Source organism: Mesorhizobium sp. WSM4306, assembly GCF_007003975.1.
Taxonomy (GTDB): Bacteria; Pseudomonadota; Alphaproteobacteria; order Rhizobiales; family Rhizobiaceae; genus Mesorhizobium.
The window spans coordinates 130867-156258 of the sequence record NZ_VFTC01000015.1; the positions used below are offsets into that span (position 1 = coordinate 130867).

Consider the following 25392-nt stretch of genomic DNA (forward strand, 5'->3'; position numbering starts at 1 on the left):
CTATCACGCGAACCGCTCCCCTTTCAAAGTTGCACATTCGCTAACATGTTCCCAATCCATGCCGTCTTTGACATCACGGCCTGGATGCGGAATGTTACAAGGCGGAAAGCCAACAATGGGAGTTAAGTCATGACAATTTACAAGAGTAATGGCGATCGCGTTCCCGACCACATCCTGGCCATGGCCGAAGAAGCCAAGGCGGGCAAGGTCGATCGCCGCGAGTTCCTCGCTCTGGCCAGCGTCTTCGGCGCGTCCACAGCGATGGCCTATGGCATGCTCGGACTGGTAGACCCGACGCCGGCCAAGGCCGAAGAAGTGCAAGGCAAGAAAGGCGGCACGCTGAAGGTCGCGATGTGGGTCAAGGATCCGAAGGATCCGCGCAAGGCCGACTGGTCGGAAATCGCCAACGCCGAGCGCCAGGCGCTCGAGCCGCTGGTCAAGTACACGACCGAATACACCTTCCGCCCCTATCTGCTCGAAAGCTGGGACGTCAACGACGACGCCACCGAATACACGCTGCATGTGCGCAAGGGTGTGACCTGGTCGAACGGCGATGCATTCACCGCCGATGACGTGATCTTCAACCTCAAGCGCTGGGGCGACAAGAAAGCCGAGGGCAATTCCATGCCCGGCCGTCTCGGCACCCTGATCAAGGACGACAAGCTCGACGAGAGTGCCGTAACCAAGGTCGACGATCACACCATCAAGCTGAAGCTGGGCTCGCCAGATATTTCTATCATCCCCAATGTCTGCGACTATCCGGCCCTGATCGTCCACAAGAGCTTCGATGAAAAAGGCGGCGATTTCAAAGCCTGTCCGATCGGCACCGGTGCTTTCGAGCTGGTGTCCTACGATGTCGGCCAGAAGGTGGTCTACAAGCGCCGCGAAGACAACAAGTGGTGGGACGGCGAAGTCTTCCTCGATGGCATCGAGTTCATCGACTATGGCACCGATCCGGCGGCCACGGTCAGCGCCTTCGAAGCGGGCGAAGTACACACCAACTACGAAACCACGGCCGACTATGTGTCGATCCTCGACGGCATGGATCTGGTGAAGTCCGAAGTGGTCACCGCCTCGACCATCGTCTGCCGCACCAACGTCAACAACAAGCCTTATGACAACCAGAAGGTCCGCAACGCGCTGCAGCTCGGTGTCGACAACGCCGTCGTCCTGCAGCTCGGCTATGGCAATGCCGGCACCGTCGCCGAGAACCATCACGTCTGCCAGATCCATCCGGAATATTTCGAACTGCCGAAGATCTCGCGTGATCCCGCCAAGGCCAAGGCCTTGATGGCGGAAGCCGGCCAGGCTGATTTCGAGCATGACCTGATCACGGTCGACGAGGACTGGCAAAAGAACACCGGCGATGCGATTGCAGCCCAGTTGCGTGACGCAGGGATCAAGGTGAAGCGTACGGTGCTGCCGGGCTCGACGTTCTGGAACGACTGGACGAAGTATCCGCTGTCCATGACCACCTGGAACATGCGGCCGCTGGGTGTCCAGGTTCTGTCGCTGGGCTACCGCACCGGTGAGTCCTGGAACGAGACAGCCTGGTCGAATCCCGACTGGGACGCCAAGCTCAATGCCGCGCTTGCCGTTGCGGACGCGGCAAAGCGCAAGGACATGATGAAGGACATCGAGCAGATCCTGCAGGATGCCGGCATCATCGTCCAGCCTTACTGGCGCAAGCTCTACAGCCACTCGGTCAAGGCGGTGCAGAACTACAAGATGCACCCGACCTTCGAACGCGACTATGGCAAGGTCTGGCTCGAGCAGGCCTGATCGGACCGATTGGGGGAAGGAGCTGTCCGCTCCTTTCCCCTGTCCCTTGCATCACCCGGGATCTGAAGTCGGCGCAGCAAGAATGTTGCGGACTCTTCGAGCAGGGACGTGCAATAAAACAGAGTTGATCGCATCCGAGGGTTCGCCTGACAGCCAGCTCCGCCGTTCGCGGCAGAGACGGTTTGGCAAGCCGACTCCAACCCCAACCAGACCGGCAGGGGGCCGCCATGCTTTCTTTTGTTATCAGGCGTCTCGGCACAATGGCATTGACTATGCTGTGCTTGACGATGATCGTCTTCTTCCTGATCAATCTCGATCCCAATCTCAAGAAGCTGGCGATCAGTCAGACCGAAATGCACACGTCTGCCGAGCAGCTCGAAAACTGGCTGGCCGGACACGGCTATCGGCAGAATTTCTTCGTGCGTTATGGCCAATGGCTAGGCGTCGTGCCCAAGCAGCCAGTGACCGACCCGGCGACGGGCAAGCCGGCGCAGCGTTTCACGTTCTGCAACGATCCGGTCGTGCCGACATTCTCCGGCGTGCTGGAGGGCGATTTCGGCTGCTCGACCAAGTTCAAGACCACGGTCGCGTCAAAGCTCTTCCCGGCGCTTAGCGCCACCGGGCTATTGATGTTGTGCGTGCTCATGGTGATGGTGCCGATCTCGCTGCTGGTCGGCATCCTTGCCGGCATGCGGGAGGGTTCGCGAACGGACCGGACGCTGTCCGTCGCTTCTATCGCCTCGACGGCGACGCCCGAATATGTCTCGGGCGTCATCTTCACCGTCATATTCGCCTCCTGGCTCGGCTGGCTGAACGGCTCGGCGGCCTCTGCAAGCCAGGGAATCACCTTCTATAATTTCACGCTGCCGGTGATGACGCTGGCGATCTACGGCATCGGCTATATCGCCCGCATGACGCGCGCTTCGATGGTCGAGGTGATGACGCAGCAATATATCCGCACCGCCCGCCTGAAAGGCCTCTCCTTCGGCAGCGTCGTGGTCAAGCACGCACTGCGCAACGCGCTGATTGCGCCGTTCACCGTGATCATGCTGCAGTTTCCCTGGCTGCTCACCGGCGTCGTCATCGTAGAGGTGATGTTCCGCTACCAGGGTTTTGGCTACACGCTGGTTGAGGCCGCCGGCAACAACGACATCGACCTTCTGCTCGGCTGCTCGCTGGTCTCGGTGTTCATCGTGCTGATCACGCAGCTCATTTCCGACGTCGGCTACGCGTTTCTCAATCCGCGTATCAGAGTTCAGTAGGGGGCAAGGCGGATGCAGGTCGAATATATCAGCGCCTTCAATGTCGTCTTGGGCGTCCTCGGGCGTTTCTGGCCGGTCTGGATCGCTCTTGCCATCGTCATGGGGGCGAGCTTTGCCTACAAGAAGAAGCTGGCGCTCTACGGCCAGCTGTTCGACAGCGGCGTCGGCATCGTCGGCGTCGGCATCTGCCTGTTCTGGCTGTTCACGGCGATCTTCGCGTCGACCATCTCGCCCTTCGATCCGCTGGCACAGGTGCCGATCATGAAGGACGCGCTGCCGGGCGGGATCGAGCCGGTATCCAAGCTCATCTACTATTTCGGCGGCGACAAGCTCGCCCGCGATGTCTTCTCGCGCATGGTCTATGGCAGCCAGATCGTGCTGATCATCGCACCGGCGGCGACAGGGTTCGCGCTGATGGTCGGCATCACGCTCGGCCTGCCCGCCGGCTATTACGGCGGCAGGATCGACACCGTGCTGTCGTTCCTGGCCAATCTGGTGCTGGCTTTCCCGGTGATCCTGCTGTTCTACCTGCTGGTGACGCCGGGCATCATGGACACGCCCATCCCGTACGCCATGGCCGGGCTGTTCTTCCTGTTCCCGATCATCTTCTTCTCCGTGCTGTTCTGGACGCGCTACAAGAACCGTCCCGACCGGCTTTACATCCTGCTCGGGCTGACGCTCGTCATCGGCGGCTGGGTCTATGCCGGCCTCGTCTTCGACAAGGATCCGCTGAAAATCATCCACATCGACCCGAACCAGCTCAACATCTTCGTGGCGGTGGTGTTCGCCTCCAGCCCCGGCGTGTTCCGCATCGTGCGTGGCCTTGTGATGGACATCAAGACGCGCGACTATGTGGCGGCGGCGCAGACCCGCGGTGAATCGCCCTGGTACATCATGCTGTGGGAGATCCTGCCCAATGCGCGCGGACCGCTGATCGTCGATGCCTGCCTGCGCATCGGCTACACCACGATCCTGCTCGGCACATTGGGGTACTTCGGTCTCGGCCTGGCCCCGGAGAGCCCGGACTGGGGCACCGCGATCAAGGACGCCAGCCGCCTGCTGCGCTCCTTCATCCACCCGGCGTTGCCGCCGACGATCGCGCTGATGTCGTTCGTGCTGGGGCTGAACCTGCTCGCCGACTCGCTGCGCGAACAATCGATGAAAGACTGATCTGCGGGTTCGGCCCGACGCATGAAAACAGGATTGGAGCGACCCATGAATGAGGCAGTTCGAAATCCCGGAGAACCGATCATCGAGATCGAGAATCTGTCGATCTCCTTCTTCACCCGCAAGGGCGAGATCCCTGCCGTCATGGATTTTTCCTGCACGGTGATGCCCGGCGAGGCGATGGGCATCGTCGGCGAATCCGGCTGCGGCAAGTCGACCGTATCGCTCGGCATCATGCGCGACCTCTCCAACATCGGAAAGATCGTCGGCGGCAAGATCAAGTTCCAGGGCAAGGACATGGGCGAGCTCTCCGACGAGGAGCTGCGCGCCATCCGTGGCAACAAGATCGCCATGATCTACCAGGAGCCGATGGCGAGCCTGAACCCGGCGATGAAGGTCGGCCAGCAATTGATGGAAGTGCCGCTGATTCATGACAAGGTGTCGAAGGAAGAGGCCTACACCCGCGCGCTGGACATGGTGCGGGCGGTGAAGCTGCCCGATCCCGAGCGCATGATGCGCTCCTATCCGCACCAGCTCTCCGGCGGCCAGCAGCAACGCATCGTCATCGCGATGGCGCTGTTGTCGAAGCCGGCGCTGCTGCTGCTCGACGAGCCGACGACGGCGCTCGATGTGACGGTGGAGGCCGGCATTGTCGACCTGGTCAAGGGACTGGGCGAAAAGTTCGGCACGTCGATGATCTTCGTGTCGCACAATCTCGGCCTGATCCTGGAAACCTGCGACCGCATCACTGTGATGTATTCGGGCGAAGCGGTCGAGACCGGCAAGATCAAGGACGTGTTCGACCGGATGCGTCATCCCTATACGCAAGGGCTGTTCCGTTCGATCCCGCTGCCGGGCGCCGACAAGAATTCGCGGCCGCTGATCTCCATTCCGGGGCAATTGCCGCTGCCGCACGAGCGGCCCAAGGGCTGCAATTTCGGTCCGCGCTGCCACCATTTCGTCGAGGGCGTCTGCAACGCCGCCGAAATCCCTATGATCGAAGTCGCCGGCCATGAAGGGCATTTCTCGCGCTGCGTGCGCTTCAACGAGATCGACTGGGAAGCACTGCCGCCCGGCGCCAAGAAGGTCAATGAGCGCGTCGTGCCCGGCGCGCCGGTGCTCAAGATCGAGGACCTCAGGAAATACTACAAGGTCGGCGGCAGCGAGGTATTCGGGTCGAGCGAAGGCCGCGTCGTCAAGGCCAATGAGACGATCTCGTTCATGGCGCGCGAATCCGAGACCGTCGCCATTGTCGGCGAGTCCGGCTGCGGAAAGTCGACGCTTGCCAAGGTTCTGCTCGGCCTGGAGACGGCAAGTTCCGGCACGGTGACGCTCGGCAACAAGGAGATCCAGTCGACCGGCATCGAGAAGCGCAGCGTCGATACGGTGTCGTCGATCCAGATGGTGTTCCAGAACCCGTTCGATACGCTCAATCCCAGCCACTCCGTCGGCTCGCAGATCATCCGCACGCTGGAAAAATTCAATGTCGGCAACAACGTCGCCGAGCGGCGCAAGCGCATGCTGGAACTGCTCGACCTAGTAAAGCTGCCGCGCGCCTTCGAGACCCGCAAGCCGCGTCAGCTGTCAGGCGGCCAGAAGCAGCGCATCGGCGTGGCGCGCGCCTTTGCCGGCGACGCCAAGGTGGTGGTGGCTGATGAGCCGGTCTCGGCCCTCGACGTCTCGGTGCAGGCGGCGGTGACCGAGCTGCTGATGGACATCCAGCGCAAGAACAAGACGACGATGCTGTTCATCAGCCACGATCTGTCCGTCGTGCGCTACATCGCCGACCGCGTGGTCGTTATGTATCTCGGCTATATCGTCGAGCAAGGCACGACCGACCAGATCTTCGCGCCGCCCTACCACCCCTATACCGAGGCGCTGCTGTCGGCGATCCCGATCGCCGACACCAGCGTGGTCAAGAAGCACATCGTGCTCGAAGGCGATATCCCGTCGGCGATGAACCCGCCGAGCGGCTGCCCGTTCCAGACACGCTGCGGCTACAAGAAGCTGGTGCCCGACAATCTGTGCGAGACCAAGGTGCCGCCGGTGAAGAACCTCGGCGATGGTCATATGAGCCTGTGCTGGTTGTCGGACGACGTGCTTTCGACGATGGAGCCGGTGATCAAGTTCGACAAGGAACACGCCGCGCATGAAGGTGTGCCGGAAGACGCACCGCAAAGCACTGGGCCGGGTTCGACAGGAACAGCGCCCAAACGGCCGCGTGGCAAATCGTCGACCGCGGAAGCGGACGAGATCGGCGAGGCCGTGGAGCAGGGCCAGGCTGGGATGCGAGCCCGTCGCCACAAAGTACAAGACGAGGCTTCCGAAACCGGTGTTAAGAAGCCGAAAGATACGACAAGGCGGCACTAAACCAGGAAGGTGCTAGTTTTCGCATTGCCGTAGCTGCGCATCATAGTCGCGGGCCATCTTGTCTGTCGCCCGCGCATAGCCCTGCACGCCGGCATCGCCGCGGTTGCCGCGGCCATAGGCGGTCCAGCCGAGATAGTAGGCGAGATAGAGATTGTAGGTGTCGTTGCGGGCGACACCGAACGTGTCGGCGGTTTTTGAGTGGTACCAGCCGACGAAATCGACGGCATCGGCGAATTTTGTCCGCCGCGCCGCCCAGCTGCCGGTTTCGCTCTGGTATTGCGACCAGGTGCCGTCGAGCGCCTGCGAGAAACCGGTGGCCGAGGAGACGTGCTTCCACGGAATGAAGCCGAGCAGCTTGGTGCGCGGCGGCCTGGCGTTGCTCTTGAAGCCGGACTCCTTGCGCACCGTCGCCATCAGCACGGGAACGGGGATACTGTATTTCTGCGATGCCCGCTCGGCCGCCGCCTGCCAGTTGTCGAACCAGCCGTCATTCTGGTCGAAGACGGCACAGACATTGTTGATATGGTTTGGCGGCGTCGCGCAGGCCGACAACGCCAGCAGCACACCAACCGCTACAATTTTACTAAAACTCGACCTACGCATGGGAAGACGAATAGGCCGAAATCATAAAGGGAATCTTGCGGCGTTTCTTAACGGGCTGCCGGCTCGGCTCCGTTGGTGAGAGCCGGTATCATTATTTCGACCTCTTGCGCCGCTTTTGTCTTCATTCAAATTCGAAAATGCCGCCTTGGCTAAAATCACGCCCGCGAAGGGCGGATTTCTGACAGCCATATCCGGATACCGGCGCTCTGATGCCGGCATGAATGAACCAAGACGCAAGCGCGGCGCCGAGCGGACCAGCAACAGGGGGCCGTCGGCCATCCCGCAACTGCCGCTCAGGCGGGTGACCAATCCCTATCCGCCGATGGCACTGCTGTCGGCCGACCAGATAGAGGCGATCCATCAGGCGTCGATGCACATCCTCGAAAATTTCGGCATCGAGGTGATGAGCCCGCGGGCGCTGTCGCTGTTCGAGAAGGCCGGCGCCACGGTCGATCATGCGACGGCGAATGTGCGCATCGACAGGGGGCTGGTTGCCGAGGCGCTGAAGACCACGCAGTCCAGCTACCGGCTGACGCCGCGCAATTCGGCCAACGCCATCCATCTCGGTGGCAACACGATCAATTTCACCTTGGTCGCCGGGCCGCCCAATGTGCATGACATGGAGCGCGGCCGGCGCGCCGGCAATTTGCGCGACTATGCCGATCTCACCCGGCTGGCGCAGCATTTCAATTGCATCCACATGCTTGGCAACCAGGTCTGTGCGCCGGTCGAGCTGCCGGCCAATACCAGGCATATGGACACCTATTTCACCAATCTGACGCTGACCGACAAATCCTTTCATGTCTCGGCGATCGGCAGGGGCCGGGCGCTGGACGGCATCGAGATGATGGCGATCGCGCGCGGGCTGACGCTGGATGAGATGCGCGACGATCCAGGCATCGCCACCATCATCTCGGTAAACTCGCCGCGCCGCTTCGACGAGATGATGGCCGAGGGGCTGATGACCATGGCCGAGTTCGGCCAGTCTGTGGCGGTGACGCCGTTCACGCTGATGGGCGCGATGAGCCCGGTGACGCTCGCCGGCGCATTGGCGCAGCAGAATGCCGAAGCACTGTTCGGCGTGGTGCTGACGCAATTGGTGCGCCCCGGCGCGCCGGTCATGTATGGTGCCTTCACCTCCAATGTCGACATGAAGTCGGGCGCGCCGGCCTTCGGCACGCCGGAAAACACCAAGGCCAACATTGCCTCGGGGCAGTTGGCGCGGCGCTACAATCTGCCTTACCGCACGACGCCGGGATCGGCCTCCAACGCCGCCGACGCGCAAGGCGCCTATGAGACGCTGATGGCGCTGTGGGGTGCGGTGCTCGGCCACGGCAACCTCGTCTATCATGCCGCCGGCTGGCAGGAGGGCGGGCTGACGGCATCGTTCGAGAAGCTCATCATCGATGTCGAGATGATCCAGCACATGATGGAGTTTCTGCGCCCGATCGTCGTCGACGAGGCGGAACTGGCGGTCGAAGCGCTGGGCGCTGTGCCGACCGGCGGTCACTTCTTCGGCGAGCCCCACACGCTGGAACGCTATGCGACCGCCTTCTACCAGCCGATGCTGTCCAACTGGCAGAACTACGAGGCATGGCAGGAGGCTGGCGGCCTCGACACGACGGCGCGGGCGACGCGGCTGTGGAAGAAGGCGCTGGAAGACTATGTCGAGCCGACGATGGATCCTGCGGTGCGCGAGGCGCTGGAGGCATATGTGGCCAGGCGCAAGGAAGCGATCGGGCAGGGCGAGCCGTGATGCTTCCCATCCTGATTCATCTCATCGATCCAACTCCCTGATATCAGAGAAGAATCCATGAAATCGCATGCAAAGGTCGTGGTCATTGGCGGTGGCGTCGTCGGATGCTCGGTTCTGTTCCATCTGGCGCGCCATGGCTGGACCGATGTCGTGCTTCTGGAGCGCGATGAGCTGACTTCGGGCTCGACCTGGCACGCAGCCGGTGGCATGCACACCATCAATGGCGACCCCAACGTCGCCAAGCTGCAGAAATACACGATCTCGCTCTACAAGGAGATCGAGGAACTGTCGGGCCAGGCGACCGGCGTGCACCTGACCGGCGGCGTGCTTCTGGCGGCGACCGAGGCGCGGCTCGACTGGCTGCGCGGCGTCGTTGCCAAGGGGCGTTATCTCGGCATCGACCTCGAGGAAATCTCGGCCAACGAGGCGGCCGAACTGATGCCGCTGCTTGACCCGAAACAATTCGTCGGCGCTGTCCGCAACAAGGAGGACGGCCATCTCGATCCCTCTGGCGTGACCCATGCCTATGCCAAGGCGGCGCGCAAGCTCGGCGCCGAGGTCGAGCGCTTCACCAAGGTGGAGGACATTGTGCGGCGGCCCGACGGGCTATGGCGCGTCATCACCAACAAGGGCGAGGTGGTGGCCGAGCATGTAGTCAATGCCGGCGGCCTGTGGGCGCGCGAGGTCGGCCGCATGGTCGGGCTGGAACTGCCGGTGCTGGCGATGGAACACATGTACCTGATCACCGAGGACATGCCCGAGGTCGCCGCTTGGAACGCCAAGACCGGTACCGAAATCATCCATGCTGTCGATTTCGACGGCGAGCTTTATCTGCGCCAGGAGCGCGGCGGCATGCTGATGGGCACCTATGAGAAGGCCAATAAAGTGTGGTCCGAGTTCTCCACACCGTGGAATTTCGGGCATGAATTGCTGGAGCCGGACATCGACCGCATCGCGCCGTCGCTCGAGGTCGGCTTTCGCCATTTCCCGGCCTTCGAGAGAACCGGTATCAAGCAGATCATCAATGGCCCGTTCACCTTCGCGCCGGACGGCAATCCACTGGTCGGGCCGGTGCGCGGGCTGCCGGGTTTCTGGGTCGCCTGCGGCGTCATGGCCGGCTTCAGCCAGGGCGGCGGCGTCGGACTGGCGCTGTCCAACTGGATGATCGAAGGCGATCCCGGCGCCGATATCTGGGCCATGGATGTTGCGCGCTATGGCGACTGGGCAACGATGACCTACACCAACGCCAAGGTGCGCGAGAATTATTCGCGCCGCTTCTCGATCCGTTTCCCCAATGAGGAACTGCCCGCCGGGCGGCAGCTGAAGACGACGCCGATCTACGATTTGTTGGCGGCCAAGGGGGCGCAGTGGGGCGTTTCCTATGGGCTGGAAGTGCCGCTCTGGTATGCGCCTTCGGGCGTCAAGGACGAGTTCTCGTGGCGTCGGTCCAGCGATTTCACCCATGTCGCGAAAGAAGTCGCGACGGTTCGTGAAGGCGTCGGCCTGGCGGAGATTTCGAACTTCGCCAAATACAAGGTGACCGGCGAGGAGGCGGCCGCCTGGCTCGACCGGATCTTTGCCTGCAAGCTGCCAAAGCCGGGCCGGATGACGCTGGCGCCGATGCTGAAGGACGACGGCAAGCTGATCGGTGATTTCACGCTTGCCAATGTTGGCGACGGCGAGTGGTTCATCGCCGGCTCCGGCATTGCCGAGCAGTATCATATGCGCTGGTTCGAGGCGCATTTGCCTGGGGAAGGCTCGGTGCGCATCGAGGCGCTCGGGCAAAAGATGACCGGCCTCGCCATCGCCGGGCCGAAGGCACGTGACGTGCTGGCGAAAGTCAGCCGTGCGGATGTCGCCAATGCGGCGTTCCCGTTCATGGCGGTGGCGAAAATGGATATCGGCATGGCGCCGTGCCTGGTCGGCCGTGTCAGCTACACCGGCGATCTCGGCTACGAAATCTGGGTGGCGCCGGAATACCAGCGCGCCGCCTTCCAGGCGCTGATGGCGGCGGGAGAAGAGTTCGACATCGGGCTGTTCGGCTCGCGTGCGCTCAATGCGCTGCGGCTGGAGAAAAACTATGGTTCATGGGCGCGCGAGTACCGGCCGATCTATGGGCCGCTGGAGGCCGGGCTCGACCGCTTCGTCGCCTATGGCAAGGATGCCAATTTCATCGGCAAGGCCGGCGCTCTCGCCGAGCGCAAGCTGGGCGGCAAGCTCCGGCTGCGCACCTTCATTCTCGATGCCGACGACGCCGATGTCATCGGCGACGAGCCGATCTGGTTCGGCGGCGCGGTGCGCGGCTGGGTGACGTCAGGCGGCTATGCGCATCATCCGAAAAAATCCGTCGCCCTCGGCTATGTGCCGAAGGAGATCGCCGACGAGAGCGACGGCTTTGAGATCGAACTTTTGGGCAAGCGCCATGCCGCACGCATGCAGGCGGCGCCGCTGTTCGATGCCAATTTCGAACGGATGCGGGGATGAGGGTCACCCCCGCAAGGGACATCAGGCGTTGCGGCGATTGTCGAGCGCGAAAGCGCCGGCACCGGCAAACACCAGATAGAGGAAGATGAAGCAGAAGGAGATGGCGGCGTCGCCGTTGTTGTTGATCGGGAAGAAATCGCGCGGGTAGTGCGCCATGAAATAGGCAATGGCCATTTCGCCGGCCAGCAGGAAGGCGACGGGGCGAGTGAGCAGACCGAGCGCCAGCAGGGTGCCGCCGGCGAATTCGAGAATGCTCGCCGTCAGCGTCAGACCGGTGAGGGCGTGCGGCTCACCGCTGCTCACCGGGAAATTGAACAGTTTCTGCGAACCATGCTCGATGAACTGCAGGGCCGTGACGATGCGCAAGATGCCGAGCATCTGCGGCTGAAATCTGGCGAGACCGTCAAAAAGCTTCATCTAAAACTCCATTTTTCCAGCCCTTCCGTTCGGCCATAGATTATCGCCCGACAGTGGACCATTCACTTCCCATGGCCTGCCATCAACAATCGGTGATTGGAAATCACTTCCAGTCGGACTTCGATATTTGTTCTCGGTATGGTTGCATTTATATCGCTATGGTTGTATATCTGCATGTAGACTCTCCAACCAAATGGGTTCCCCTGGTCATGAAAAAAGTCGTCCTCAGCCTGTTCGCAATCCTTGCAGGCACCAGCTTCGCCATGGCCGCAGACGGCGGCTGTGATGCCTTCAAATGGCCGGTGGCGCGCGAGCAGGCGCTGTTCGCGGCAGCGCCTGCTACGCAGTCCGGCGCTGCCCTCGCGGCCGGCGAGGCCGCGGACCTGGCGCTTGAGCCGGTCGACGCGGTCAGCTTTACCGTGCCGCCGGAACGTGCGCCGGCAGCCGGAACGTTTGGCGCGACGGCGAGCGTGACCGTCCACCGGAAGGCGAGCTCCAGATCAGCCTGTCAGGCGAGGCCTGGATCGATGTGATTCAAGACGGCCATGCCACGAAGTCGGCAGCGTTCAGCGGTGTGAAGACCTGTCCCGGCATTCGCAAGAGCGTGCGCTTCAAGCTGACGCCGGGCGCAGCCACCATCCAGCTCAGTGGCGCCAAGGACGAGAGCATCAAGGTCGCGGTGCTGGCGCCGGAATGATGCGCTTCCTCATCGCACCGGCGTGCGATGAGAGCAGTTTCGTGTTGATGCGCCTCTGGCCGGATCAGCGTCCCGGCGCGATCAGCGCGAAATAGGCGCCTTGCGGATCGGTGAACTGGGCGATCCATTTGGCCGGTCGGCACCGGCATCGGACCCATCACGATCTTGCCGCCATTGTCGGTGACGCGTTTGGCGGCGGCGTCGATGGCTTGGACATTGAAGTAGAACAGCCATACCGGCACCGGCAGCTGCTGCGGCTTGTTCATGATGCCGCCGCCGGATTCCGGGCCGGCCGAGAAGGTCTGATAGATGCCCATCTCGCCAATATCCATGCTACCGGCATCGGTCCAGCCGAACTGGCTGGAATAGAAATCGAAGGCCTTCTGTCGGTCCGCTGCATAGAGTTCATGCCAGCCGACATGGCCGGGTGTGGTGGCCGGCAGGACGGGCTGGTCGGGTCCATTGGGCTGCAGGAACATGAAGGTGGCGCCCTGCGGGTCGGCGACCACGGAGAAGCGGCCGACGCCTGGAATGTCGTCCGGTTCGCGGTAGACCGCGCCGCCGGCGGCCTTCACTGCCTTAGTCGAGGCGTCGGTATCCTTGGTATGGATATAGCCGATCCAAGCCGGCTTCATACCGGTTTTGGCAGCCTCCTCGGGCAAGGTCATCAGCCCGCCGACGCCACGCTCGGCGGAATTCACCACGATGTAGCGCGGCATACCGGGCGCCTTGTCGAAGGGCTCGGCCCGCCAGCCGACCACCTTGGTGTAGAAGGCCTCAGCGGCGTCGAGGTCGTCAGTCATCAGTTCGTACCAGAAGAAGGGCATCGGGGTTTTCGGCATTTTTTCGGTCTCCTCACCTTCATGCATCGATCGTTGTCCGATCCATCAAAGGACGATTTCAGCGGCGCAAATCCGACAGCGCGCATGAGAGAATTCAACGGCTGCGTTGACACATCGTTCCGCATTTCGTCGCGCCCGGCGGCTTGCACGTGCGGCGGTTTTCGACTTTCCTTGGGCGAACGAGGGGTAGTCGTTTCATGCGCTGTATGTCGCTCACGTCAGAGCTTGTCGCACTGTGTCATCGCCAGGAGACCGATCCTGGGCCTGACGGCAGTTGGACACAGTTGACGGACGAGGATTACCGCAGCCTATCGGCGCGACTGGCCGAGGAAGCGGATGACGGGCCGCTCTGGGTGTTCGCCTATGGCTCGCTGATCTGGAAGCCGGCTTTCGAATCCGTCGAACGGCAGCGCGCCACCGCTTTCGGCTGGCATCGCTCGTTTTGTCTCGACATGGTGCGCTGGCGCGGCACCGCCGCACAGCCTGGGCTGATGATGGCTCTGGAACGCGGCGGGCGATGCGATGGCGTCATCTACAGGCTGCCCGACGGCGACAAGGCCGAGCAGATTGAAAGGCTGCTGCGGCGCGAAATCGACGACCATGAGAGTGTCAGCTCGGTCCGGTGGGTTCCGGTGCGCACGGCGCAAGGGGTGGTGCGGGCGCTCGGCTTCTGGGTCGGGGTGACGGGCAGAGGCACATCGCTCGGGCAGCCGCTGGACCGGGTGGCGCGGGTGCTGGCGCGGGCCTGTGGCCATGTCGGCTCGGGCGCCGAATATCTCTACAACACCGTCAGCCACCTCGAGGAATTCGGCATCCGCGACCGCAATCTGTGGCGCCTGCAGCAGCTGGTCGCCGATGAGATACGGTCGATCCATGGCAGTACCCTTGGAGCGAGCGCCTAGACGGCACCCTAACCAGCGCCGGCCCATCATCAATCTGAGGTCTGTCCCGGGTGGTCAGATCCAACCGGCTGTGGCTTCACGAGCGATCACCTCAACTGTGCATTCGAGACTAAGCAACAGAAAATGCGAGCAGTCGTCTGTTGGGCCTGGGATCGATCGCAACCAATGTGAATTTTCCACCCGCAGGATGGGCCACCTATAGGTTTTTTGGGCGCCGGAATCTATCAACGGGATCGAGTCGCCATCGCGCACATGGGCCAGCCCCAGCATGTCGTTATGAGCCGAAAGGACCTCCACTCCATGAAAGTCTATCTTGAGGGTTCGTTTGGCCGTCCCGACGAGGAAGTCGCCTTCGACGATCAGTTCAAAGTAATTGTCGGATTTCAAACGCCAAACCTGACAGGCAGCAAGTGGTAAATCTTCCACAGGCTCCCACCGATGAACCGTCTCCTGATCGTTGGTCATCGCTTTCTCCATTTTGCTCAATCGCCTATCATCCCGCGTGAGCTTCGAACAGTTTGTCGCTGCTTGGGGCTGTCGTGCTCGTCTTCTTGGAGGCGCAACAGATTACCCATAACATGAGTAAAAAAATCATGTTATTGTAGAAGCTTTTCAGAGGCTTGCACCGAAAATTGACCAATTGATAAAAAAATAAAACGTGCTAGCCTTCCCCAAAACGAAAACATGGGGAACTGACGATGCCAGAAGGCCAGTTCAAGGACGGTATTGCCGGTGGCCGGCTGCCGACCGACCAGTATGCCGAGAATTTTTCCGACCTGCATCCGCCGCTCGATCATCACGAGGCCCTGGTCGAATCCGACCGCTGCTATTTCTGCTACGATGCGCCGTGCATGAATGCATGCCCGACCTCGATCGACATCCCGTTGTTCATCCGCCAGATCTCGACCGGCAACCCGATCGGTTCGGCCAAGACGATCTTCGACCAGAACATTCTGGGCGGCATGTGCGCCCGCGTCTGCCCTACAGAGACGCTGTGCGAAGAGGTCTGCGTGCGCGAGGTGGCGGAAGGCAAGCCGGTGCAGATCGGCCGCCTGCAGCGCTACGCCACCGACGTCGCGATGGCTGAGCACAAGCAGTTCTATCCGCGTGCGGAATCGACCGGCAAGTCGGTCGCCGTGGTCGGCGCCGGGCCGGCGGGCCTTGCCGCCGCGCACCGGCTCGCCCGCCATGGCCACGAGGTGACCATTCTGGAAGCCCGCCCCAAGGCCGGCGGCCTCAATGAATATGGCATCGCAGCTTACAAGAGCATCGACAATTTCGCCCAGGCCGAGGTCGACTATGTCACCGGGATCGGCGGCATCGACATCCAGAACGGCAAGGCGCTCGGCCGCGACTACCAGCTGTCGGACCTGATCCGGAATTACGATGCCGTCTTCCTCGGCATGGGGCTTGGCGGCGTCAATGCGCTGCGCGCCGAGGGCGAGGATGCCGACGGCGTCACCAATGCGGTCGAGTTCATCGCCGAACTGCGCCAGGCCAGCGATCTCGCAAGCCTGCCGGTCGGCCGGCGCGTCGTCGTCATCGGCGGCGGCATGACGGCGATCGACGCGGCGGTGCAGTCGAAGCTGCTCGGCGCCGAGGAGGTGACGATCTGCTACCGGCGCGGCCAGGAGCATATGAACGCCTCCGAGTTCGAGCAGGATCTGGCCGCCGCCAACGGCGTCACCATCCGCCACTGGCTGCAGCCGCGGCGGGTCATTGCCGAGAACGGCAGAGTGTCGGGCATCGAGCTCGAATACACCGCCATGAACGGCGACAAGCTTGCCGGCACCGGCGAGCGGCTGACGCTCGTCGCCGACCAGGTGTTCAAGGCGATTGGTCAGAGTTTTGTGCCGGCGGCACTCAACGGCAGCGGTGCATCGATCGAACTCGAGGCCGGCCGCATCAAGGTCGATGCGGAAGGCCGCACCTCGCTCGCCAATGTCTGGGCAGGCGGCGACTGCATCTTTGGCGGCGACGACCTGACCGTCTCGGCCGTAGCCCAAGGGCGCGATGCGGCTGAGAGCATTAACAGGAGCCTGACGCAGGGATAGAGATCATGGCCTCGGTGGAATCGGGCATCGCCCGTCACTACGACGTATCGGGTCTTGAGCAGAACATCCTTGCCGTGCTCGCCGATACCGGTGTGGACATTGCCCGTCTGCGCGCCGGCGATCTCGAAGCGGTCGACGAGTTCCACATTGGCGGTATCGCCGCCACCAGGGAACTCATCGGCCAGATGGGTTTGAAGCCGGGGGCCAGGCTGCTCGACATTGGTTCCGGCGTGGGGGGCCCAGCCCGCTTTGCCGCCAACAATGCCGGTGCCGATGTCACCGGCATTGATCTGACGCAAAGCTATGTCGACATCGCGACCAGCCTGTCGAAGCGGGTGGGAATGGCCGACAAAGTCCGGTTCATGCAGGGCAGCGCGCTGGACATGCCGTTCAGCAACAAAAGCTTTGATACAGCCATGATCCTGCATGTCGGCATGAATCTTCCCGACAAGAAAAAGCTGATGAGCGAGGCGGCGCGTGTGCTCAAGCCGGGCGGCATCTTTGCCGTCTACGATGTGATGCGGCTCAAGGCAGGTGCGCTGACCTATCCGTTACCATGGGCATCCGATGAGAGCACGTCCTTCGTCGCCACGCCCGACGACTATCGCTCGGCTGCCGCGGCTGCAGGGTTCTCTGTCACCGCCGAGCGCCCACGCGGCGCCTTCGCCATCGACTTCTTCGCCACGATACGGGCGCGCATGGCTGCGGCGCAGGCGGAAGGCAAAAAACCGCCGCCCGGCGTTAATCTTATCATGGGCGAGAACGCCCGCACCAAGATCGCCAATCTCACCGCCGCGCTTGAAGGCGGCATTCTCGCACCCGTCGAACTGCTCCTTCGTCTCGGTTGAAAGGGACCTGTCATGGCTGACATCCGCAACAACTTCGTCGGCATCAAATCGCCCAATCCGTTCTGGCTGGCTTCGGCGCCGCCGACCGACAAGGCGTATAACGTCATCCGCGCCTTCAAAGCTGGCTGGGGCGGTGTGGTCTGGAAGACGCTCGGCGAAGAAGGCCCGCCGGTGGTCAACGTCAACGGCCCGCGCTACGGCGCGATCTGGGGCGCCGACCGCCGCCTGCTCGGCCTCAACAATATCGAACTGATCACCGACCGCGATCTGCAGGTCAATCTGCGCGAGATCAAGCAGGTCAAGAAGGACTGGCCCGACCGCGCCATCGTCGTCTCGCTGATGGTGCCGTGCGTCGAGGAAAGCTGGAAGGCGATCCTGCCGGTGGTCGAGGAGACCGAAGCTGACGGCATCGAGCTCAATTTCGGTTGCCCGCACGGCATGTCGGAGCGCGGCATGGGTGCGGCTGTCGGTCAGGTGCCGGAATACATCGAAATGGTGGTGCGCTGGTGCAAGGCCAACACCCGCATGCCCGTCATCACCAAGCTGACGCCCAACATCACCGATGTGCGCAAGCCCGCGCGTGCGGCACTTGCCGGCGGCACCGACGCGGTGTCGCTGATCAACACCATCAACTCGATCACCGGTGTCGACCTCGATAGCTTCGCGCCGCAGCCGACCATTGACGGCAAGGGTTCGCACGGCGGCTATTGCGGCCCGGCGGTGAAGCCTATCGCCATGAACATGGTGGCCGAGATCGCCCGCGACCCCGAAACCCACGGTCTGCCGATCTCCGGCATTGGCGGCATCACCACCTGGCGCGATGCAGCCGAATTCATGGCGCTCGGCGCCGGCAATGTGCAGGTGTGCACGGCGGCGATGACCTACGGCTTCAAGATCGTGCAGGAGATGATTGCCGGCCTGGAAAACTGGATGGACGAGAAGGGCCACGCCTCGCTCGACGACATTGTCGGCCGCGCCACGCCCAACGTCACCGACTGGCAGTACCTCAACCTCAACTATGTTGCCAAGGCGCATATCGACCAGGATGCCTGCATCAAATGCGGCCGCTGCCACATCGCCTGCGAGGACACTTCGCATCAGGCGATCACCAACATGGTCGACGGCAAGAGGCATTTCGAGGTCATCGAGACCGAATGCGTCGGCTGCAATCTGTGCGTCAATGTCTGCCCGGTCGAAAACTGCATCACCATGGAGCCGCTGGCCGCAGGCGTGATGGACCAGCGCACCGGCAAGCCGGTCTCGCCGGTGTATGCCAACTGGACGACGCATCCGAACAACCCGATGGCCAAGGTGGCGGCGGAATAGGGTTTGCTTCACGGTTTAGCTTAATCGCCCTGTGCACCCGCATGGGGCGATTTTGCATCTGTGCGATGCTTCGATTTCAGAGGTTAGCGCCGCCCCTCATCCGCCCTTCGGGCACCTTCTCCCCGTGAACGGGGAGAAGGCAAGCTGCGGCGGCCGCTGTCGCCTTTTCCTGCAACGTCAGTAATTGGCGAAATCATCGATGACGGCATCTTTCGCCCCGTTTACGGGGAGAAATGCCGGCAGGGCAATGAGGGCAGCGCCAACTTCGAGTCTATGCGCGGAGAATTCCTTTAGCTCTCCACACCACCGTTGGCACAACGAATAACATCGTCACGAACACGTGAAACTCTCCATTTTCCTATTGCAGATAAAAACTATCCACGATAAAATGTATCCACGAACTGGAGATCGTCACTATGAAGCTGGGCGAGGGCGTTGAAGCGGCCATCCACTGCGCAGCCACGCTTGCCAGCGTGGAGGGCAACAGCACCATGCCGGGCGCTGCCTTGGCAGAGTCTTTCGGCCTGTCGCCGAGCTATCTCTTGAAGCATCTCAACATGCTGACGGCGGAGCGCATCCTGGAATCGGTACCCGGGCCGGCGGGCGGTTACCGGCTGGCGCGGCCGGCCGAGCGCATCACGCTGCTCGATATCGTGCTGGCGATCGAAGGGCGGGAGCCGGCGTTTCGCTGCGGCGAGATCCGCCGCAACGGGCCAGTCAAGCTCGACGCGTCCGCCTATGTAAAACTGTGCGGCATCAACGCCGCGATGCTGAAGGCCGAGCGCGCCTATCGCGCGGCTCTCGCGGAAACCCGGTTGTCCGACATCGTGGCTGACTACCAGGCAGAAGGCGATCCGAGATCGATCGCCGCCAGCTGCGCCTTTGTGGCGCGCCATCAGCGGCCGCAGAAATCCGCTTCGACCAAGCAAGTTTAATCCCCGCCAGAGAGACGTGAAAGGAAAGACGATGAAACAGAGACTGCAATTCTTCGCCAAGGCGCCGGAAATCATGAAGGCGGTGTCGGCGCTCAACAAGGCGGTCGACGAATGCGGGCTGGAAGTGGGCCTGCTGCATTTGATCAAGCTCAGGGCTTCGCAGATCAATGGCTGTTCCTACTGCGTCGAGATGCACAGCCGCGAGGCGCGGCGCGACGGTGAGACCGAGACACGGCTCTATCTGGTTTCGGCCTGGAAGGAATCGCCGCTGTTCTCCGAGCGCGAACGCGCGGCCTTTGCCTGGACCGAGGCCACGACCCTGATCGCCAACAATGGCGTGTCGGACGAACTCTATGCCCGCACGCTCGCGCATTTCTCGGAAGAGGAACTGGTCAAGCTGTCGGTCGCAATCGGCATGATCAACACCTGGAACCGGCTCTGCATTCCGTTCCATGCCGTTCATCCGATGCCGGCTGCCAAAGCAGCCTGACCGTCCGGTTTTGTAACGGAGCGCTGTCGAGAGGGCGGCGCTCCGACTGTTTTCAGTGGGAGGATTTCATGCCTGTCGATTTGCCTTTGACCTTGTTGTTTATCGGCCGCCTGTTGCTCGGCGGCGCCTTCGTTTTCGCCGGCCTGCGCAATGTCCAGAACGAGACCTTGCTGACCGGGCTGATGGCCGCGCGCGGCGTGCCGCAGGCCAAGCTGGCGCTGTGGGCCGGCATCGTCCTGCAGACCGTTGCCGGCGCGCTGGTGATGGCAGGCGTGTGGACCGCGATCGCAAGTGCTGTGCTGGTGCTGTTTCTTATCGCCGCCACGCCGATGTTCCACAATTTCTGGGACCATCAGGGTCCGGACCGGGCATCGCGCATCAACGGCTTCGTCGGCAATGTCGCGCTGGGCGGCGGGTTCCTGACGCTGATCGCGCAGTCGCTGTAAGTTTACGCCGCGAAGCGCAAACCACCATCGCAGGTCAGCACCTGGCCGGTCATGAAGCCGTTGGACACGAGAAAGGCGATTGCACCGGCGACATCTTCGGCGTGGCCGATCCTCCCGACAGGCGTCTTGCCGGCATAGTCGGCAAAGACCGCCTGCCGCTGGTCGTCGGGCAGAAAATCCCACCACGGCGTATCGATGACGCCGGGCGCCACGACATTGACGCGCAGCGGCTTCAGCTCGACCGCGAGGATCGGCACCACCGTCAGCAGCATGCCGTTGACGGCGGCGATGCCGGCAACGCCGGGCGCGGTCAGCTGCGCCGATACCGCCGATATGAAGGTGACCGATCCCGATTTGTCGAGCGTCGGCAAAGCCGCTTGCAGGCAAGACAGCTGCGGACGGACCTTCTCGTCGACGCCGCCGGCGATATCGGCAAGGTCGAGGCTCGCGAATGGGCCAAGCCCCTTGCCGCCGCTAGCAGCCAGAACGAGGTGATCGAAGGGTCCGAGGTCATCGAAGAACCGACGGACTTCGTCCGGCTTCGAAGCATCGAAGGCGGCCTTTTCGGCGGCGCCGCCAAGGCTCTTCCACGCACCAATCAGCTTTTCCTCGTTGCGTCCGGTGATGGTCACCTTCATGCCCGGGCCAAGCAGTTTCCGAGCCGTCGCCAGGCCGATGCCGGACGAGCCGCCGATGATGACCGTGTGTTCGATCTTGCTCATGAATGCTGTTCCTTCGATTTTGGGGAAGCTTGGCCCACGAGGTCGAGGCTCAGGGTTCGCAATTGCTGCCGTGCCTTGGCGTCATAGGCTTGTGCGTCGGCGCGGGATTCCTTTTGGCCGTCGAAATAGAGGCCGCTGCGGCCCTCCAGTGCCGGAGAAGTCGCGAGGTTGAGGATGGCGTCGGCGCCGGTCTCGACCGAGCTCCATGGCGTCACGCCGGCCTGTCGGACCATAGTGGTGTTCATGTAGCTCGCCGGATGCAGGGCGTTGACGGTAACGCCGCTGCCTTTCAGCTCCTCGGCAAGGTCGATGGTGAACAGGATCTGCGCCAGCTTGCTCTGGCAGTAGGCGCGCACGCCGTCATAGCCATGGGTCAGCATGACATCGCCAAAATCGATCGCCTGCTGGCCGGCCGAGGCGACATTGACGATGCGCGATGGCGAACTCGCCCTGAGCAGCGGCAGCAGTTCCGACGTCAGCAGGAAACCAGCGAGATAATTGACGGCAAAGCGCAGTTCGAAGCCGTCGGCGCTGAGCTGTCGCTTGGCGCCGGCGGTGCCGATGCCGGCATTGTTGATGAGGATGTCGAGCCGGTTGGTTCTCGCAAGCACGGCCTCAGCGAGGCGACGAACTTCGGCCAGCGAAGCGAGGTCGGCGGCGAGAAATTCCGCCTTGCCGCCGGTCGCCTCGATTTCGGCGACGGTTGCCTTGCCGCGCGCGGCATCGCGGCCATGCACCAGCACGCGGGCGCCGGATCCGCCCAGCCGTTGCGCGACGACGCGGCCGACGCCGTCGGTCGAGCCGGTGATGAGGATTGTCTTGTCTTTCAGATCCATGTCGGAGAGCCTCCATATTCGCTCTGGATAACAAGATGGGGGGATCGGCGCGCCCCAAACAGTTCAAACTTTATCCTGGTATCAGTACTGCTATACTGCGCCCCATGGACGTTTCCGCACCATCACCCGAAGACAGCCGCCGGCGCGAGCTAGGTGCCTTCCTGCGTTCGCGCCGTGAAAGGCTTTCGCCGTCGGCCACCGGCATCGCGGTCGGCGCCAGGCGGCGCACGCCCGGGCTGAGGCGCGAAGAGGTGGCGATGATCGCCGGCGTTGGCACGACCTGGTACACCTGGCTGGAACAGGGCAGGGACGTGCGGCCTTCCGTCGAGGTATTGACGGCGCTTTGCGAGGCCTTGCGCCTCGACGCCGCCGAGAAGCGGCATTTGTTCACACTGGCCGGCCGCCAGCAGCCCGAGCGGCGGCGCATCACCCCGGTCAAGGTCGAAGGCCCTCTGTTGCACATGCTGCAGAGCCTGGTCCTGCAGCCGGCCTATATTGTCGGGCCGCGCTGGGATGTGCTGGCCTGGAATGCCGGAGCCGTCGCCATTTTCGGCGATTACGGCCTGCTGGAGGGCGACGCCCGCAACATCATCCATGGCGTGTTCACCGATCCGCACCGGCGCCATTTGCTGGTCGATTGGGAACAGCTGGCGCGCGCGACGCTTGCCGCGTTTCGCGCCGAGAGCGCGAAATACACCGGCGATCCGGATTTCGAGCGGCTGATTGCGCTGATGATGCGCTCCAGCCCGGAATTCCGCGAATGGTGGCCGCAGCGCGACGTGGTGCATCGTCTGTCCGGCAAGAAGTATCTGCGCCACCCGATCGCCGGCGCGATGGCGTTCGAGCATATGAGCCTGTCGATCGACGACGGCTCGGACATGAAGCTGATTGTCTACACGCCACTCGCCGAGCAGAATTCGATCGCCAAGCTCGAAAAATTGCTAGAGGCATTTCCGGCGGAACGGCGCAGCGCATGAAGTTGGTTGGCAGCACCCCTCAACTTCGTCATCCACGGGCGGAGCGGTAGCGAAGCGGACGCGTAGACCCGAGGATCCATGCCGTTAACTTGCGCGAAGGGGTGCAGCAGAGCAGAATTCTGGACCGTAGCGGCGCTCATGTGTCGCGGCATGGATCCTCGGGTCTGCGCCGCGTCGCTACGCTCCTTGCTTCGCCCGTGGATGACGAGGTGATGAGCGCTTCGGCCATTCGGTGCCTCAACCCTTCGGCTTCAACCCGTCGATGAACAGCTGTTCGAGAAACCGCGCAGCGTCCTCGAAGCGGCCGTCGCCGCCGCGGTCGGCGCCGAGCACGGCGCGGACCTGGACGTCGAAATCGGCGTAATGCTGGGTCGTCGCCCAGATCGAGAAGATGAGGTGCCAGGGATCGGTGCGGGCGATCTTGCCGGCGCGCATCCAGCCCTTGATGACGTTGGCCTTCTCGTCGACCAGCGTTTTCAGTTCGCCTTCCAAAAGCGGCATGATGCGCGGCGCGCCTTGCAGGATCTCGTTGGCGAACAGCCGGCTTTCCCTCGGGAAATCGCGCGCCATTTCAAGCTTGCGCCTGATGTAGCTTCTGAGTTCGGTCAGGGGATCGCCGATATCGTCGAGTTCGCGCAGCGGTGCCAGCCAGGTCGCCAGCAGCCGCTCCATCAGCGTCTCGTGAATGTCTTCCTTGCGGCGGAAATAATAGAGCAGGTTCGGCTTCGACATCCCCGCGGCTTCGGCGATCTGGTCGATGGTCGAGCCGCGAAAGCCGTTGGTGGAGAAGACTTCGAGCGCCGCTTCCAGGATCAGTTCGCGCTTTTCCTGCTGGATGCGAGTGCGGCGAGGAGCGGAGCCTTCCATGGCGTCGGTCATAAGGCCAAGCCTTGGTCGCGCGGGTCATCTGGACCAATTCTCTGGACCAGTTTTTCCCTGTGCCGTGGAGCGCACTTCGGAGGTCGCATTTCCGCTAGTAATCCCTTGACCGCCGACAGGGCGGTGCTAACGTTTGTCCAATCGGTCAAAATTTGCGTAGCATGAAAACGCAGCAAAGACCAAGCGTTGGAAAGACCAAGCGTTAGCCGCACCGAAACAGGTTAGAAGAGGAAGTCTTGGTCATGTCCAACCGGCTGAAAGTCACGCCGAACGATCTCAGCGCATTCTGGATGCCATTCACGGCAAACCGGCAGTTCAAACAGGCGCCACGCATGTTCGTGTCTGCCAAGGACATGCACTACACCACCAGCGATGGCCGCAAGGTGCTCGACGGCACCGCGGGTCTCTGGTGCGTCAACGCCGGCCATTGCCGACCCAAGATCACAGAGGCGATCCAGCATCAGGCCGCCGAACTCGACTATGCGCCGGCCTTCCAGATGGGCCACCCCATCGTGTTCGAACTGGCCAACCGCCTGGTCGACATCGCGCCCAAGGGCATGGACCATGTCTTCTTCACCAATTCAGGTTCGGAATCGGTCGACACGGCGCTGAAGATGGCGATCGCCTATCACCGCGTGAAGGGCGAGGGCGCGCGCACCCGCCTGATCGGCCGCGAGCGCGGCTATCACGGCGTCAATTTCGGCGGCATTTCGGTCGGCGGCATCGTCAGCAACCGCAAGATGTTCGGCACGCTTCTCGGCGGCGTCGACCATATGCCGCATACGCATCTGCCGGAGAAGAACGCCTTCTCCAAGGGCGTGCCGGAATATGGCGCGGAGCTCGCCAACGAGCTGGAGCGTATCGTTACGCTGCATGACGCCTCGACCATCGCCGCCGTCATCGTCGAGCCGGTCGCCGGTTCCACCGGCGTCATCCTGCCGCCGAAGGGCTATCTGCAAAAGCTGCGCGAAATCTGCACCAAGCACGGCATCCTGCTGATCTTCGACGAGGTCATCACCGGGTTCGGCCGCCTCGGCGCGCCGTTCGCCGCCGACTACTTTGGCGCCACGCCCGACATCATGACCACCGCCAAGGGCGTTTCCAACGGCGTCATCCCGATGGGCGCGGTGTTCGTGAAGAAGGAAATCCACGATGCCTTCATGACCGGCCCCGAGCACATGATCGAGTTCTTCCACGGCTACACCTACTCGGGCAATCCGATTGCGTGCGCCGCGGCACTCGGCACGCTCGACACCTATAAGGAAGAGGGCCTGCTCACCCGCGGCGAGGAGCTCGCGCCGTACTGGGAAGATGCGCTGCATTCGCTGAAGGGCGAGCCGCATGTCATCGACATCAGGAATATCGGCCTGATCGGCGCGATCGAACTGGCGCCGATCGCCGGCAGCCCGACCAAGCGGGCCTTCTCGGCCTTCGTCAAGGCGTTCGAGCGCGGCGCGCTGATCCGCACCACCGGCGACATCATCGCGCTGTCGCCGCCGCTGATCATCACCAAGGGCCAGATCAACGAACTGATCGACCATGTGCGTGAAGTGCTGAGGGCGATAGATTGACAAACTGGGCGCGGATACCCCTCCCC

21 protein-coding genes and 2 pseudogenes are annotated in these 25392 nt (G+C 62.4%); 16 read left to right on the forward strand and 7 right to left on the reverse strand.

Going from position 1 to position 25392, the window contains the following annotated elements; all coding sequences use genetic code 11:
• Positions 1–129 precede the first annotated feature (129 nt).
• The 4 genes from FJV77_RS18855 to FJV77_RS18870 all read left to right on the forward strand — a co-directional run bounded on the left by FJV77_RS18855 (position 130) and on the right by FJV77_RS18870 (position 6581).
• The gene (locus tag FJV77_RS18855) at positions 130–1782 is read left to right on the forward strand and encodes an ABC transporter substrate-binding protein (RefSeq protein ID WP_142868261.1); all 1653 of its coding nucleotides are present in this window, start codon (positions 130–132) and stop codon (positions 1780–1782) included.
• 227 nt (positions 1783–2009) lie between these two features.
• Positions 2010–3044 (forward strand): ABC transporter permease, encoded by a 1035-nt coding sequence (locus tag FJV77_RS18860; RefSeq protein ID WP_142868262.1) that lies wholly within the window; start codon positions 2010–2012, stop codon positions 3042–3044.
• Between the two features lie 12 nt (positions 3045–3056).
• Positions 3057–4214 carry an ABC transporter permease gene (locus FJV77_RS18865; RefSeq protein WP_142868263.1) on the forward strand — a complete coding sequence of 386 codons (1158 nt, stop codon included), beginning with the start codon at positions 3057–3059 and terminating at the stop codon, positions 4212–4214.
• A 45-nt stretch (positions 4215–4259) separates the two neighbouring features.
• Positions 4260–6581 carry an ABC transporter ATP-binding protein gene (locus tag FJV77_RS18870; RefSeq protein ID WP_185970374.1) on the forward strand — a complete coding sequence of 774 codons (2322 nt, stop codon included), beginning with the start codon at positions 4260–4262 and terminating at the stop codon, positions 6579–6581.
• 12 nt (positions 6582–6593) lie between these two features.
• On the opposite strand, the gene FJV77_RS18875 is transcribed toward FJV77_RS18870, so the two are convergent.
• Positions 6594–7184: a transglycosylase SLT domain-containing protein gene (locus FJV77_RS18875; RefSeq protein ID WP_142868265.1), complete on the reverse strand. Its 591-nt coding sequence runs from the start codon at positions 7182–7184 to the stop codon at positions 6594–6596.
• Positions 7185–7401: 217 nt separating this feature from the next.
• On the opposite strand from FJV77_RS18875, the gene FJV77_RS18880 reads away from it, so the two are divergent.
• A complete protein-coding gene (locus tag FJV77_RS18880; RefSeq protein ID WP_142868266.1) occupies positions 7402–8940 on the forward strand; it encodes a trimethylamine methyltransferase family protein in 1539 nt (512 codons plus the stop codon).
• Between the two features lie 57 nt (positions 8941–8997).
• Positions 8998–11424, forward strand: coding sequence for an FAD-dependent oxidoreductase (locus FJV77_RS18885; RefSeq protein WP_142868267.1), 2427 nt, complete (start codon positions 8998–9000; stop codon positions 11422–11424).
• 21 nt (positions 11425–11445) lie between these two features.
• On the opposite strand, the gene FJV77_RS18890 is transcribed toward FJV77_RS18885, so the two are convergent.
• Positions 11446–11841 (reverse strand): DoxX family protein, encoded by a 396-nt coding sequence (locus tag FJV77_RS18890; protein ID WP_142868268.1) that lies wholly within the window; start codon positions 11839–11841, stop codon positions 11446–11448.
• 209 nt (positions 11842–12050) lie between these two features.
• Between FJV77_RS18890 and FJV77_RS18895 the strand changes: the two are divergent.
• Positions 12051–12538, forward strand: a pseudogene (locus FJV77_RS18895) (hypothetical protein).
• A 64-nt stretch (positions 12539–12602) separates the two neighbouring features.
• Here the strand turns inward: FJV77_RS18895 and FJV77_RS18900 are convergent.
• A pseudogene (locus tag FJV77_RS18900) lies at positions 12603–13380 on the reverse strand (VOC family protein).
• Positions 13381–13577: 197 nt separating this feature from the next.
• Here FJV77_RS18900 and FJV77_RS18905 point away from each other — a divergent pair.
• Positions 13578–14282, forward strand: a complete 705-nt coding sequence (locus tag FJV77_RS18905; RefSeq protein WP_142868269.1) for a gamma-glutamylcyclotransferase — start codon at positions 13578–13580, stop codon at positions 14280–14282.
• A gap of 54 nt (positions 14283–14336) precedes the next feature.
• On the opposite strand, the gene FJV77_RS18910 is transcribed toward FJV77_RS18905, so the two are convergent.
• Positions 14337–14747 carry a hypothetical protein gene (locus tag FJV77_RS18910; protein WP_142868270.1) on the reverse strand — a complete coding sequence of 137 codons (411 nt, stop codon included), beginning with the start codon at positions 14745–14747 and terminating at the stop codon, positions 14337–14339.
• 233 nt (positions 14748–14980) lie between these two features.
• Between FJV77_RS18910 and FJV77_RS18915 the strand changes: the two genes are divergently transcribed.
• The 6 genes from FJV77_RS18915 (at position 14981) to FJV77_RS18940 (ending at position 20381) form a co-directional block, all read left to right on the forward strand.
• Positions 14981–16336 (forward strand): NAD(P)-dependent oxidoreductase, encoded by a 1356-nt coding sequence (locus FJV77_RS18915; RefSeq protein ID WP_142868271.1) that lies wholly within the window; start codon positions 14981–14983, stop codon positions 16334–16336.
• A gap of 5 nt (positions 16337–16341) precedes the next feature.
• On the forward strand, positions 16342–17184 hold the full coding sequence (locus FJV77_RS18920; RefSeq protein ID WP_142868272.1) for a methyltransferase domain-containing protein: 843 nt from the start codon (positions 16342–16344) through the stop codon (positions 17182–17184).
• A 12-nt stretch (positions 17185–17196) separates the two neighbouring features.
• Positions 17197–18510, forward strand: coding sequence for an NAD-dependent dihydropyrimidine dehydrogenase subunit PreA (gene preA, locus FJV77_RS18925; protein WP_142868273.1), 1314 nt, complete (start codon positions 17197–17199; stop codon positions 18508–18510).
• 416 nt (positions 18511–18926) lie between these two features.
• A complete protein-coding gene (locus FJV77_RS18930; protein WP_142868274.1) occupies positions 18927–19445 on the forward strand; it encodes an Rrf2 family transcriptional regulator in 519 nt (172 codons plus the stop codon).
• Between the two features lie 31 nt (positions 19446–19476).
• Complete coding sequence (locus FJV77_RS18935; protein WP_142868275.1) at positions 19477–19935, forward strand: carboxymuconolactone decarboxylase family protein; 459 nt, start codon at positions 19477–19479, stop codon at positions 19933–19935.
• A 68-nt stretch (positions 19936–20003) separates the two neighbouring features.
• Positions 20004–20381 carry a DoxX family protein gene (locus FJV77_RS18940; RefSeq protein WP_142868276.1) on the forward strand — a complete coding sequence of 126 codons (378 nt, stop codon included), beginning with the start codon at positions 20004–20006 and terminating at the stop codon, positions 20379–20381.
• 2 nt (positions 20382–20383) lie between these two features.
• On the opposite strand, the gene FJV77_RS18945 is transcribed toward FJV77_RS18940, so the two are convergent.
• Positions 20384–21103: an SDR family oxidoreductase gene (locus tag FJV77_RS18945; protein ID WP_142868277.1), complete on the reverse strand. Its 720-nt coding sequence runs from the start codon at positions 21101–21103 to the stop codon at positions 20384–20386.
• Positions 21100–21939 carry an SDR family oxidoreductase gene (locus FJV77_RS18950; RefSeq protein WP_142868278.1) on the reverse strand — a complete coding sequence of 280 codons (840 nt, stop codon included), beginning with the start codon at positions 21937–21939 and terminating at the stop codon, positions 21100–21102. Before FJV77_RS18950 ends, FJV77_RS18945 begins: the two co-directional genes overlap by 4 nt.
• Positions 21940–22043: 104 nt before the next feature.
• Between FJV77_RS18950 and FJV77_RS18955 the strand changes: the two genes are divergently transcribed.
• A complete protein-coding gene (locus FJV77_RS18955; protein WP_142868279.1) occupies positions 22044–22916 on the forward strand; it encodes a helix-turn-helix transcriptional regulator in 873 nt (290 codons plus the stop codon).
• A 237-nt stretch (positions 22917–23153) separates the two neighbouring features.
• On the opposite strand, the gene FJV77_RS18960 is transcribed toward FJV77_RS18955, so the two are convergent.
• Positions 23154–23783 carry a TetR family transcriptional regulator C-terminal domain-containing protein gene (locus FJV77_RS18960; protein WP_142868293.1) on the reverse strand — a complete coding sequence of 210 codons (630 nt, stop codon included), beginning with the start codon at positions 23781–23783 and terminating at the stop codon, positions 23154–23156.
• A gap of 254 nt (positions 23784–24037) precedes the next feature.
• Here FJV77_RS18960 and FJV77_RS18965 point away from each other — a divergent pair, with 254 nt between their 5' ends.
• Positions 24038–25366: an aspartate aminotransferase family protein gene (locus tag FJV77_RS18965; RefSeq protein WP_142868280.1), complete on the forward strand. Its 1329-nt coding sequence runs from the start codon at positions 24038–24040 to the stop codon at positions 25364–25366.
• Positions 25367–25392 lie beyond the last annotated feature (26 nt).